This window comes from Amycolatopsis lexingtonensis, assembly GCF_014873755.1.
Lineage (GTDB): Bacteria > Actinomycetota > Actinomycetes > Mycobacteriales > Pseudonocardiaceae > Amycolatopsis > Amycolatopsis lexingtonensis.
The window spans coordinates 286,648-299,035 of record NZ_JADBEG010000001.1 but is presented as its reverse complement, the minus strand read 5'-3'; the positions used below and the strand labels follow the sequence as shown (position 1 = coordinate 299,035).

11 protein-coding genes are annotated in these 12,388 nt (G+C 68.5%); 4 read left to right on the top strand and 7 right to left on the bottom strand.

Annotation, left to right across the window (positions count from 1 at the left end; all coding sequences use genetic code 11):
• Window positions 1-14: 14 nt before the first annotated feature.
• Both H4696_RS01405 and mobF read left to right on the top strand, forming a co-directional pair.
• Window positions 15-236 carry a hypothetical protein gene (locus H4696_RS01405; RefSeq protein WP_086865283.1) on the top strand — a complete coding sequence of 74 codons (222 nt, stop codon included), beginning with the start codon at window positions 15-17 and terminating at the stop codon, window positions 234-236.
• A gap of 359 nt (window positions 237-595) precedes the next feature.
• Window positions 596-5,710 (top strand): MobF family relaxase, encoded by a 5,115-nt coding sequence (mobF, locus tag H4696_RS01400; RefSeq protein WP_192781991.1) that lies wholly within the window; start codon window positions 596-598, stop codon window positions 5,708-5,710.
• A gap of 121 nt (window positions 5,711-5,831) precedes the next feature.
• Here mobF and H4696_RS01395 read toward each other — a convergent pair whose 3' ends face one another.
• From H4696_RS01395 to H4696_RS51445, 3 genes are all read right to left on the bottom strand, one after another.
• Entirely contained in the window at window positions 5,832-6,266 is a 435-nt protein-coding gene (locus H4696_RS01395) for a histone-like nucleoid-structuring protein Lsr2 (RefSeq protein WP_086863530.1), read from the bottom strand.
• A 69-nt stretch (window positions 6,267-6,335) separates the two neighbouring features.
• Window positions 6,336-6,563 (bottom strand): deazapurine DNA modification protein DpdA family protein, encoded by a 228-nt coding sequence (locus H4696_RS51450; protein ID WP_420831493.1) that lies wholly within the window; start codon window positions 6,561-6,563, stop codon window positions 6,336-6,338.
• 7 nt (window positions 6,564-6,570) lie between these two features.
• Window positions 6,571-6,873 carry a deazapurine DNA modification protein DpdA family protein gene (locus tag H4696_RS51445; protein ID WP_420831551.1) on the bottom strand — a complete coding sequence of 101 codons (303 nt, stop codon included), beginning with the start codon at window positions 6,871-6,873 and terminating at the stop codon, window positions 6,571-6,573.
• Between the two features lie 6 nt (window positions 6,874-6,879).
• Here H4696_RS51445 and H4696_RS01390 point away from each other — a divergent pair, with 6 nt between their 5' ends.
• Complete coding sequence (locus H4696_RS01390) at window positions 6,880-7,482, top strand: hypothetical protein (RefSeq protein ID WP_086863531.1); 603 nt, start codon at window positions 6,880-6,882, stop codon at window positions 7,480-7,482.
• A gap of 41 nt (window positions 7,483-7,523) precedes the next feature.
• Here the strand turns inward: H4696_RS01390 and H4696_RS01385 are convergent, their stop codons facing one another.
• Together H4696_RS01385 and H4696_RS49670 are read right to left on the bottom strand one after the other, a co-directional pair.
• Window positions 7,524-8,069, bottom strand: a complete 546-nt coding sequence (locus tag H4696_RS01385; RefSeq protein ID WP_192781990.1) for a DUF6262 family protein — start codon at window positions 8,067-8,069, stop codon at window positions 7,524-7,526.
• Window positions 8,066-8,602, bottom strand: coding sequence for a hypothetical protein (locus tag H4696_RS49670; RefSeq protein WP_211299779.1), 537 nt, complete (start codon window positions 8,600-8,602; stop codon window positions 8,066-8,068). The genes H4696_RS01385 and H4696_RS49670 overlap by 4 nt, the downstream gene beginning before the upstream one ends.
• Window positions 8,603-8,617: 15 nt before the next feature.
• On the opposite strand from H4696_RS49670, the gene H4696_RS01375 reads away from it, so the two are divergent.
• On the top strand, window positions 8,618-9,544 hold the full coding sequence (locus H4696_RS01375; RefSeq protein ID WP_249027161.1) for a phosphotransferase family protein: 927 nt from the start codon (window positions 8,618-8,620) through the stop codon (window positions 9,542-9,544).
• Window positions 9,545-9,861: 317 nt separating this feature from the next.
• Here H4696_RS01375 and H4696_RS01370 read toward each other — a convergent pair whose 3' ends face one another.
• The gene (locus H4696_RS01370) at window positions 9,862-10,503 is read right to left on the bottom strand and encodes a hypothetical protein (protein ID WP_086863533.1); all 642 of its coding nucleotides are present in this window, start codon (window positions 10,501-10,503) and stop codon (window positions 9,862-9,864) included.
• Window positions 10,500-12,356: a type IV secretory system conjugative DNA transfer family protein gene (locus tag H4696_RS01365; protein WP_086863534.1), complete on the bottom strand. Its 1,857-nt coding sequence runs from the start codon at window positions 12,354-12,356 to the stop codon at window positions 10,500-10,502. The genes H4696_RS01370 and H4696_RS01365 overlap by 4 nt, the downstream gene beginning before the upstream one ends.
• Window positions 12,357-12,388 lie beyond the last annotated feature (32 nt).

Here is a 12,388-nt window from a genome sequence, read left to right as displayed (position 1 = left end):
TAGGAGCCGCCACCGTGCGCACCTTTCACGACTTCCTTGCCGACCTCGACCGCGAGCTAGCCGCCGCCGACATGATCCCGACCGACGAGCCCGCCGCCGTCGCCGCATTCCTGCGCGCGCTACTCGCGCGCGACGTCCGGCCCCTCACGACCGCGAAGGGCGACGTGGTCGAGGTCGTGTCTGCCGCTGCCATCCGCCGCGAGCTGGACCACCTCTCGCGATCGAGCCCGAGCTAGCGACCGTCCACACACGGCGCGGCCGCCGATCTTACGATCGGCGGCCGCTTTGCTGTGTCGGCACAACCTATGGACCGCGCGGGCGCCGGCAGACGGCGCCCGGGGCGCCTTAGTGCAGGCGCCCGCGCTCGACCCAAAAATCGGTCACCACCCCTCACGCACCACCAACACCACCCGCCTACCGCACCCCGCCCACCACCACACCCCAGCCCCACACCACCCCGCCGCCCACTCACCCCGCCGACCACGCCACCGCCGCCACCTCACCCAACCTGCCCCCTACCCCGCACACAGCACGTCTTGCAGACGTTCTGAACCAGGTGGGCGCCTTCGCCTTTTCGGCGTAGTCTGGTGTGGACATGATGGGCTTGCGGAAGCTGAGCCCTGGTGGTCATGAGTACCTCACGAACACGGTGGCGTGCGCCGATCGCAGCCGTGAGCTCGCACCCGGCGAGCTGTTAAGTGACTACTACCTCTCCCGTGGTTACCCGGCAGGCCAATGGTTCGGCGCCGGAGCAGAGCACTTAGGACTCTCCGGCGCAGTCACCCCTGCCCAGATGAACGCCCTCTTCGGCGAAGGCCGACATCCGAACGCCGACGCCATCGAAGCCGAGATGATCACCGGCGGCGCCACCGCAGAGGAAGCGCTGAACGCGACCCGGCTGGGCCGGCGATTCCCGCAGTACTCCGCGCTGGATCACCTGCGCTCGCAGGTATCGCAGGCGTACAAGGACCACAACCGGCTGCAGGGGCGGCCGATCGGTGCGCCGATCTCCGCGGCCACACGCGCCGAGATCCGCCGCGGCGTGCAGTTGCAGGCCTACCGCACAGCCCACGACGGCGACAGTCCCGCCGACGACAAAGAGCTGAACGGATGGTTGTCCGAGCAGAAACGAAACCTCAAGTCCGCGGTCTCCGGAGTCGAGGCCGTGTTCAGCTACGACAAGACCCTCTCCATCGCATGGGCGGCGGCGTCACCGGACGGACGGAAGCGCATCGTCGGCATGGCCCGCCAAGCAGCCCTGGACACCGTGACCTACATGGAACGCAACATCGCCTACACCCGCCGCGGGAACATAGGCGAGGCCCAGGTCGACGTCAACGGGATCACCGCGGCGATGTTCGAGCACTGGGACTCCCGCGCCGGCGACCCACACCTGCACTTCCACGTGCTGATCTCCTCGAAGGTGCAACGCAGCGACGACGGGGAATGGACTGCTCTCGACCTGCGCACCATGTTCGCCGCGACGGTCACCTCGTCGGAGTACTTCGACAACCGCCTACGCGACCTGTTCCGCGAACAAGGAGCCAACTGGGTGCAGCGCGGCGCCGAAGGCGTCGACATGAAGCGCCCGGTCTGGCAGCTCGAGGCCGTCCCGGTCGAGCTGGTGAAGCTGTTCTCCCAGCGCCACCGCCAGTTCGAAGCCGCCCGGGCCAAGCGCATCGTCGAGTTCACCGCCAAGCACGGGAAGGAGCCGACACCGAAGGACATCTTCGCCATCGACCGCGCGGCCCAGTACGACAACCGGCCCGGCAAACAGCCACCCAAGACGCTGCCGGAACATCTCAAGGCGTGGCGCGAGCACGCGCTGAGCATCGTGCCCGCGAAAGTTCTGGACACGCTCGCCGACCGCGTATTCCTCAGCGGACGCGCGGAGCCGGACGCATTCGACATCGCCAAAATCGCCCAGGCGACACGGGATGTCGTGTCGGACAACTACAGCCACTTCTCGTGGTGGAACCTCGCCGCCGAAGCCCACCGCCAGACCGCGCACCTCACGGTGCCGGTCGACAAGCGCGAACAACTCGTCGACGACGTCGTCGACACCATCCTCGCCCAGCCCGACACCCTCGCCGTCGTCGGCCCGACCGTCGTCAACGAACCCGCCTCCCTGCGGCGCCGCGACGGCGAGTCAGTGTTCGTCGAACACCGCTCCACCCGCTACACCACCACCGCCACCCTCGCCGCCGAAGGCGACCTGGTCGCCTGGGCCCACCGCGGCGGCGGGCACCGACTCCGCGTCGACACCGTCGAGAAGGCCCTCGCCGGCCAGAAGCTCAATGCTGGCCAGACGGAGATGGTGCGCCAGTTCGCCCGCTCCGGACGGCGCCTGCAGCTCGCCTTGGCCCCGGCAGGCGCTGGGAAGACCTCGGCGATGAAGGTCCTGGCCACCGCGTGGCGGCGCACCGGCCACCGCGTCTACGCCTTCGGCCCGTCAGCCCGCGCGGCGCAAGAGCTCGGTGCATCGATCGGAGCGAAGCCGCACACGCTGCACCAGCTGACCACCGCACTGAGGATCGGGTTCGCCCACCGCGCGTTCCCGATGGAAGCCGGGGACCTGGTGATCGTCGACGAAGCTGCGATGGCCGGCACCCACACCCTGCACAAAGCCGTGAAATACGCGCTCAAGAACGGCGCGGACGTGCGGCTGATCGGGGACGACGCGCAGCTGGCCGCGGTTGAAGCCGGGGGCGCGATCCGGCTGATCGCCCACGACGTCGGCGCGGTGCGGTTCCGGGAGATCGTGCGGTTCCGCGGCGACGACCGGAAGGAACAAGCCGCGGCGTCGTTGCAGATCCGGGCCTGGAACCCCAAGGGGCTCAAGTACTACTTCGAGTCGGGCCGGGTCAGTGACGGGTCGCTGGAAAGGATGCGCGACGCCGCCCGCGCCAACTGGCAGGCCGATCTCGACGCCGGCGTGCAGTCGCTGCTGATCGTGCCGACCAACGAAGACACCGTCGCGCTGAACATCGACGCCCGCGAACGGCGCCTGAATCAGGGCGCCGTCGACCGTGGCTGTGAGGTGGAGCTACACGACGCCACCACCGCGAGCGTCGGGGACTGGGTCGTCACCCGCCACAACCAGCGGCTGTTGTCGCTGTTCGGGGGGAAGGACTTTGTCAAGAACGGTGACGTCTGGACCGTCACCGCGGTCCACGCCAGCGGCAAGATCACGGTTCAGCACCGGGTGCACAAGGCCGCGATCACGTTGCCGGCCGGGTACGTCCAGGCGCACGTCGAACTCGCCTACGCCGCCACCATCAACAGGGTGCAGGGCATGACCAGCACTGGCAACGCCCACCTGCTGGTTCCACCGACGATGACCCGGGAGCAGTTCTACCCCGGCATCACCCGCGCCATGCTCGGCAACTACCTGTACGTCGTCACCCACCACCACGTCATCGACCAGCACCGCGAAACCCCCGAACCGGTGTCCCCGCGGTCGGTGCTGACCGGGGTGCTGAACCATTCCGGCGCCGAGGTTTCGGCGACCGAGACGATGCGGGAGGCGCAGGACGAGGCGGTGTCGATGGGGACGCTGGTGCTGCGCTACAACTACACCGCCACCTACCGCGACGAGGACCGCTACCGCGCCATCCTCGCCCACCGGGCTCCGTCCACGTTGGATCTCGACAGTGAGCCGGCGCTGATCCAGACGCTGCGTAACGCCCACGACCTCGGCTGGGAACCCGACCCGCTCGTCTCTGCCGTGATGCGCTGGCGCCAGTCCCTCGACGACGCCGACAACCCGGGCGCCGCACTGCAAGACCGGATCAGAAAGCACCTTGAACACCGCAAGCCACCCTCACCAACTGCACCGCCGCTACCCGCGGATATCACTCGCTGGCGCGGCATCGTCGACGCGATCGCCCCGCACGTGGCCGTCGAAGACCCGGCATGGGACACGATCTGGCACCGCGCCGCCGGTGCGCTGGCCGTCGGATTCAACATCGACGCCGCCCTGACCGTCGTCGCACACCAGCTGGCCGCACGCCCGGCAGTGCCGGATCCAATGCCGGATGACCGCTACGCCGACGCCGCACTCGCTGCCGAACTGGACCGCCGGGGCGAGCGCGGAGAGGCCCATGTGCGCGCTGTTCCATGGCTGTCTCGCCCCGACTTCGCCCACGTTCGCCACCATCCCGGACACGCCCAGTACCTGCACGAGATGAACCGCGCGATCGCCGACCGCGTCGAGCACCTGCGCTCCGCAGTGATCCGCGAGCAGCCGGAATGGGTCTCGGGGCTCGGGCCGCGACCGGACAACCCGATCGCCGCCGAGGCCTGGGACGACCTGGTCGGCCTGGCCGCCGCGTACCGCGAGACGTTCCGCATCGACGGCGAGGCTCCGCTGGGCGCCAAGCCCGACAGCCGCGGGGCGAGGGCACACGCCTGGCGCACCCTCACAGAACGCTGGGAATCCTTCGGCCAATCGCATGTGCCAGCGCCATCCGCACCCACGCAGCCTCGCACCGCGGCTCAAACGACCGAGCTGGACGAGGTGTTCGCCGAGTTCGAGCAGGTCGAGGAACGCGTCGTCCTCGAGCCCCTGAACGTGCTGCTTCGCCGCTACGAGCTGCTGGCTCGTGATGGTGATGAGGACCGCTACCTCGACGTCCTCGCCCGCTACGTCCCCGACGCCGTCAACGCCGGTGCCGAACCGGCCGCGCTGAACGCGCTCGCCAACGCCCAGGACCGCGGGTGGCAAGCCGACCGGCTCGTTCGTGACCTGGTCGACGACCGGGGATTCAGCTGGGCCGAGGACCCGGCCGCGGTGTTGGCCAAGCGGATCAACGACCATGTCCGGACACACGATGCGCCCGCCCGGATCGCCCCGGCAACCCACGAGCAGATCGGCCGCTGGCAGCAGATCGTCGCCGCGCACCTGCCGGACGCGGTAGTCACCGAGGAGCAGTGGGGCGTCGTGTGGCGCCACGCCGCCGGCGGCGCCACCCGGGGACTCGACCCCGACACCGCACTCACCGACGCCGCCCGCCAGACCGCCGCGACAACGACCGGCGCCGAACACACCGCCCCCCGCAAGACCGGTATTGCGCTCGTCAGCGCGCTCGTGCGCCAGCACGACGCAGGCACCGGGCACCACTCCGCCCTACCGTGGCAGGCCCGACCTGATCTCGCGCACACGGCGAACTACCGCGGGTCGCTGGAGCGGCTGGCGACCATGAACGCAGAGATCACCGCGCGAACCGACCAGCTGCGGGATCAAGTCGTGCGTGAACAACCGCCGTGGCTCGCACGCTTCGGTGCCCGCCCCGACGATGCTGCGCTCGCGCAGCAGTGGGATCAGGTCGTTGGGCTCGCCGCGGCGTACCGTGAGACTTACGGCATCACGACCGCGGATGCTACCTCCCCGCTCGGCAACCAACCCGCCGGCAACGACCTTCGCGCCGACGCATGGCGGGACATCACCCAGCAGTGGAGGCACCTCATGACCACACCCGACCACGAAGACGCCGCATCAGACGTGATGCTGACCCGCGAATCGCGGCGCGACGCCGCCGACGCCTATGCCGCACGGTTCTACGCCGAACTCGCCGCCGAAAAGGAAGAGGACGAGGAAGGCGAAGCAGACGCCGCCGCTGCCACACGGCGCACCGAACTGGAAGACGAACTGGTCGACGGCCACGACCACAGCTACGGCGAAAGCTCTCACCACGGACTGAGCTACTGAGCCACCGACAGACGGTCCGGCGAAGGCAGCCACGAATCGAGCACGTGGCCGTCTTCGCCGGACGTCGTTCTCCCGGAATTCTTCTCCGGGTTCAAGTTCAGCGTCGTCGGCTGGCCGACAGTTACTTCTTCGCGGCCGCGACCTTCTTGCGCGGAGCCCGCTTCCGCGCTACCGGTGCGGGCTCCTCGACGGCGATGGGCTGGCCGTCGTTGGCGTCGAATGCCTCGATGATCTCGGCCGACAGACGGCCGCGCTCGGAGACTGTGTAGCCGTTGGCGTTGGCCCACGCACGGATCTGGCGTGACCGCTCGCGATCCTCGGCCGCAGTGCCAGGCTTCTTCACGCGGGTGGACTCCCCAGCGGCAAGCCGCACCTTGCGGCCGCCGATGCGTCGCCCCGCTGCGATGTAGCGGGCGAGTTCGTCGCGTAGCGCGGCCGCGTTGGCGTCGGACAGGTCGATCTCGTAGCTCACGCCGTCGAGGCTGAACGGGACCGTCTGGTTGGCCACCTCACCGTCGAGGTCGTCGACCATTTCCACGAGAACTTTCTGCGCCATATCGGGGACCTCCAGTAGCTCCAGCCGCGAACGGGATACGCCGGGCCTAGCCACTATAACTCAGCAACATTAACTGAAGCCTCCGCCAACGAATTTGTCGGGAGCGCCGGCCGTTTCCAGAACCTTGCTTCGCCAGCGGAGCGCGAACTTTACACAGCTGTTGCATCGAGGGTGACCGTGGCATTCCGACAGCGGTGGCTGCCATCGCGCGGCGAAAGACCACGCGAGCGAGTCACTGCTGGCGATGACGCCGGCATAGCGTGCCAAGCCCAGCGTTTTTGCGCCGAAGGCGCGCAACCGATAGTCACGCTGCGCCAGCGAACGAAGGATCGACTCGACTCCGGCGGTGTTGGCGCCTGCAGATGCTGCCCACTCCCACCAGCGCAGCTGCGGCGAAGTCGACGCCTCGGCGCCCGGAGAGGTCGGCGCAGCGGTGATAGTCCGCGATGGACTGACCTTGCAAGACCGGTTCCCTGGGGGTCCCGCTCGATCGGCGAAGATCACCCGTTGCGTCGTGCCAGTTCAGAGGCCGTCGACGTGAGACGGTAGTTGACCAACATGTGTGGTTCAAGTCATTGGAGGGGTGCGTTGGCGGTGCGTGCCTCATGAGCAAGTGAACGTGGTGTTGCGGCTCAGAGTGAGCTGTTGGTTGAAGGTGCGGGTGATCCCGGCTGTATCTGAGGTGCCGTTGGTACTGTTCGCTATGCCGATTGCATGGCGAACTGCGTCTGAGGCGTTTGAGCAGATCCTGCGGAAGCACGGTGTCGAGCCGACAGCGGCAACCGATGTCGAGGCTGCGTGGCGCGCGTTCGTCGACTTCGCGCAAACGGAGATCGTCGGGGTCGCGCCGGCCGACGAAGACGGTGATGGTTTCATCGTTCAATGGGGTCGACGATCCTGGGGCGACAATCGTCTCCACGTAGCGCTGACCAGGCAACTTGCCGTGGCCGACGTCGACGACCGGAGGAGTCCGGACTGGCAGCCGGAACTCTGGCAAGTCGAGTTGGCAATTGCCGTTGACGACGAGCCTGCACTGATCGCCCTTGAGCTCGAACGGGGAGATGCTGACACAGGGTTTAGGTTCGACCCAATCGGCCCGCTGCGAGCTGCGGCGTTGGCTGAGGTGCATGCCCAGGTGCAACGACAGCCACTCGGCCGTGCCCTGTGGACCGCGACTCCGGTGAACAGCGAGCTCACCTTCGAATGTGTGTGCTGAGGCGCTCGCATCCAGACCTCCGCTCGGGTGGGATTCTTGTGTCACGGATTGCCTCCCGTGTCCGCAGTGCTCCTGTTGAGACGAATCATCAGATTGCGGTTGGCGGCGCGGGCGGCGCCGAGTTCGTCGTCGCGGTCGGACAGTTGGCGGCGTAGTTCGACAGCGTGCTGTTCGAGTTCAGTGATCCGACGTTGGAGTTGCTGGATGTCGGTGGGACCGCCGAGGCCGGTCTCTTTCCAGACCTGCTCGCCGAGGGCTTCCGACAGCCGGTTCCGCAGGTGCTGGTTTTCGGTGGTGAGCCGAGCGATGCGGTCGTGGGCGTTGCCCAGGTCGGCGATGAGGGAAGTCCTGCTGACCCCTGGGCCACCGGCGGTGGTGGCGGGTGGTTCGGCGGCTTTGGCAAGGACAGTGGCGTGCAGATCCTGGTGGTTGTAAAGGAAGCTGCGGTTGACACCAGCTCGGCGGGCGATAGCCGAGATGCTGATCTCCTCGCCAGCCGTGACGGCCTCGTTGAGCGCCTTGATGACTCGCTGGCGGCAGCGGGCACTGTGGGTTTGTCGGGCTGTGCCGAGGGCGGAGGCGGTCATGGCCTCTCCAATCGGAGGTCGGGGTTGCTGGGCCGGACACGGGGGACGCCGAGGTTGACGACTTGCCGGGCTCGCCGAACCACGGCGGTGGCGTTGTCGATCTCGGCTCGCTGCTCGGGGGCAAGCTCGCCGAGGTGCTGCTCGACACGGTGGATGAGGTCCTGCAACCGACGGATCTCGGCATGGGAAGGCATGGCCTCGGTCTTGGCCCACTGCTCCAGGTCGACCGCGGCGAGCACTCGCTCGCGATCTTGGAGCAGGTCGTGCAGGTATGCCTTGAGATCGGGCAGGTAGGAGACGTCGGTGCGGAAATGGTCGCAGACGACGCACCGGAACCGGTAGGGGCAGGAGCCGCCGCCGGAACGAGTACCGAGTCCTTCCGGCTGCGCACCACCAAGCGCCGACGCACCAACCGCGCCAGCTGATACCGTCGAACTGATCTTCGACGAGCCGTATGCCATGCCCACGGCCCGGCATACGAGATCGTCGGCGGTGCCCGTGTCATCGTGGTCGCTCGGTATCAGGTGCGACACGGGGGTGTGATCACGGTGCACGAACTGCCCGAGCAGGTCCGGCGCTGGGTGAGCGACGCGGTGGGAGGCGGCGCACAAGCGACCGCAGTCACCGGCCTACGCCAGGGAGCCAATCCTTGGCTGTTGACGTTCGAACCGGCTGGTCGGGTCGAGGCGGCCGTGCTGCGACTCGGGGACCCCGCTGATCCCGACCATCGCGAGCGGTTCGCCACCGAGGTCGCGGCACTGCAGGTCGCCGGCAGCCACCAGCTGCCCGCGGCCAGGCTGATCGCCACCGATCTCGACGGTTCCGCAACAGGCGCCCTAGCAGTGCTGACCACCGTCCTGCCCGGACACAGCCGGATCCCGACAGTCGCCTCCACTCAGCGGCTCCAGGACCTCGGAGCCACAGCCGCCGCACTGCAGGCGGTTCCGTTGGCGCCCCGGGCTGCGCTGCCGCTGCGGACCCGCTCGATCGCGGACGTCGACTTCGCGACCCAACGCCGCGAAAAGGGCACCACCGCGCTGCTGACGGCTGCGGAAGAACGCCTCGAACAGCTGCCCGCGCCCGGCGGCCCGACAGTCTTCGTGCATGGCGACCTGTGGTTCGGCAACACTCTCTGGTCCGGTGACCGCTGCACCGGCCTGGTCGACTGGGACTGCGCCGGCGCCGGATCGCCCGGAATCGACCTCAGCGGTGCACGCTTCGACGCTGCGCTGATGTTCGGGCTACCCGCCGCCGAGCAGGTCCTGGAGGGCTGGCAGCGCGCAGCCGGCCGACGAGCCGAGCGGGTCGCCTACTGGGACGTCGTCGCGGCGTTAGGCACCCTGGCCGACATGGCGTTCTGCGTTCCGGCTCTCCACGACCAGGGCAGAACAGACCTTGACGCTGACCTCCTCGGACAACGGCGGGACGCATTCCTCAGCACCGCACTGCGCCAGCTCGACGCCGAGGATCAGTAGCCGACAGCCCGAGACCCCCGCGCTGCGCCTGATGGCCCGACCATCCTGGGGTGTCAGCGCAGCACGAACGGTCCCCACGACGGCTGTCGGTTCATCCCACGGTCTCGCCCACCATGTCGCCATCCCCGGCGCACAGCTCTACCAGCAGAAGTACGCGAACGAAGTGGGGCCAATCAGAGTGCCGAACCGGGGCCCACTGGACTTGCCGAAATCAGCCAGTTCGCGCTGACGACGCACGCGATGTACAGCGCAACCACCGACACACGTACGAACCGGGGGCTCGATTCGCGCGTCCGCAACCGGAGGCGCGTAAGCGATCATGGCCGGCCGGGCACGGTCAGCGGGTCGTCGACGCCGACCTCTGCCGCTGCCCGTGCCTCCCGTTCGCGATGTTCGAGGGTGAAGCGATCGGGGCGAGCCGGTGCGCCGGCGGTCTTGTGGCCGTCGGAGCGGCAGCGTTGATGGACCCATTCGGTAGCCATGCGCTCAGCGAAGCCGGGGCGCCAATGGTCGTGCCAGTACTGCGCATCGCGGGCGGTGGCCTTCTTGCCCAGGTGGGCTTCTCGCCAGGTGTAGGCGAGGGTGGCGATCTCGGCCACCAGTCCGGGATGGTCAAGCCAGCAATCGGGGATGGCGACCGCGCGGGTGCCGGGATTGCCGACGTAGGTCTCGTTGTAGTACTGCACGAAGTGCGCGATCGTGAACAGCGGTGTTTCCTCGCGGTGCTGCTTGTCCTCGGCCGCGTCCGGCGGCCGGAACGTCAGCCACCGTGCGAGTCGCGGATCGCTCTCCGGCTCATCGGTCAGCTCCGCGAGTTTCTTCGTCAGCTGTTCGATCTGCCGGCCCAGGGCCTGTGCCAGCGTCTCCAACCCGGCGACGACCTCGTCGAGGTCATCCAGCGACCGCGGCTGCTGCCGATTCTCGTCGTCGGGGCGTTCGGCGATGTCGTCGTCGCTCATCGCAGATCCCCCACACCCGGCAGCACCAGCGGGAGGCCGTCAGGAGCGATGGCGGCGTTCCCGGAGCGGATCGCGGCGACGTCGGCTTGCAGCTGGGGCCAGTCCGGGCGGTGTTCGACGTCGACGGTGCGGCCGAGGATGGGGCGGAGGTTGCCGTGCAGGATCAGCACCCGGCCGCGGTCGAGCGTGCGGATGTCGCCGGCGCGCAACGTCGGGACGGTCTCCTCGCCGCTGGCGCCGCGGCCCACGCTGAACAGTCCGTCGCTGTGGTGCTGATGGGTCCGGCGGCGATGCTGTCCGGACAGCGTGGACAGCCACTCCAGCGTCTTATCGTCCTTCAACCCCGGAAAAGCGGTCAAGGTGAGCGTGTTGTCGATCAGCTGCAGCCGGCCCGGCTCGCCATAGAGCTCATCCAGCTGCGAGCGTGACTGCGCGGACCAGTGGATCAGCACGCCACGACCGGCGGAGTCGGCGATGATCGCCGGCAACCGCGGCACCGGCGTCCCCGCGAACAACTCATCCAGGATCGCCGTCGCCGGTGGTTCCAGCCGACGGCGATCGCAGCGCAGAGCGGTGTCCTGAGCGGTGGTGAGGATCTGCTCAACCAGCGCGGTCAACACCGGCCGGGCCTGCGGCGCCTGGTGTTCCCCGGCGATGATGAACAGGCTGCCGCGGCGGCGCAGGAACTCGTCGATGTCGAGTTCCTCGCTAGGGCTGGGGGTGGCGAAGTAGCGGACCGCGGGGTTCATGAACGGCTCGATCGCACGCCTCACGCTCATCCAGACCGCGTCGGAGGTCTCGGCGACCATCCCGATCTCCGATTCCAGGTTCTGCGCCAGCTGCGGATACTGCTGCTCCAGCAGCTCGACCGGCTCCCGGTCTGCGGGTTTCGCAATCGACCACCGCACGAGGTGATCGACGGTCCGGTAGTACATGGCTGCGGCGAGCAGGTACGCCTGCATGACGATCGTGGCGCGGCCGCGGAAGACCTTGTCGTTGCCGCCGACGTTCTCCAGCCCAAGCGAGGACGCTTCGATCAGCGTCTCCGCCCGCCGCAGCGCGACGGCGGGGTCGGCGCAGCCGGTGACCGGGGACCAGCGCGCGTGTGCGGGCCAGGACAGCGTTCCGGTGGCGTCGATCACCAGCACCGGCCCGGCAGCAGGGCGGCGGGTGCGGGCCAGCAGACACCACTCGGCGAGATCGTTCTTCGTCGTGGAAGCGACCAACGCACCCGGGGCGGCGAGAACCTTGTGCACCAGGTCGGTCCTCGACTTGCCCGAGCGGGTCGGGGCGATCGTGCCGGTCGGGGTTTCCAGCGATGTGACCAGTTGCTGGCGCAGGGGCCCGCGGTGCAGCGGCACCGCGATCTCCTCGACCGGCGCGGTCCGGCGTTGCTCGTCGCTGAGGTCTCCCCGAGTCCACACCGCCGTCGCGCGCGCAGCGGCGACCGACAGGTTCCTCGCCAGCTCCCGGCGGGTGGCGTGTCCGGCATCCGTCGGTGCGACCCGTCTCCAGACCGGGATCGCCGTACCGACGGTGAAGCCGGCGGTGAGCACAGTGACCGTGGTGAACCAGATGTAGAACGCCAACTGGTGGTCGCTGACTGCGGCCGACCACGGGACCGGCAACGCCGGCCCCGGATCAGCGGCGTGGAAGGCGGCCGTCAGCGCGAAGCCAGGCCACGTGGTGACTGGCGGCCACCTCCAGGTGCCGGCGTGGAAGCCGGTGACCAGGACAGCGGCGATGACGACGATCGCGCCGAGCGCGCAGAGGATCGTCAAGGCGGCGACCGCGAGGCCCATCAGGGCGACGTCGCGGTCGAGATTGAGGGTGTCGGTGCGTGTGCGCGGCATCGGCCGCTCCTCCCGGGCAGCGGGAGAGCAGC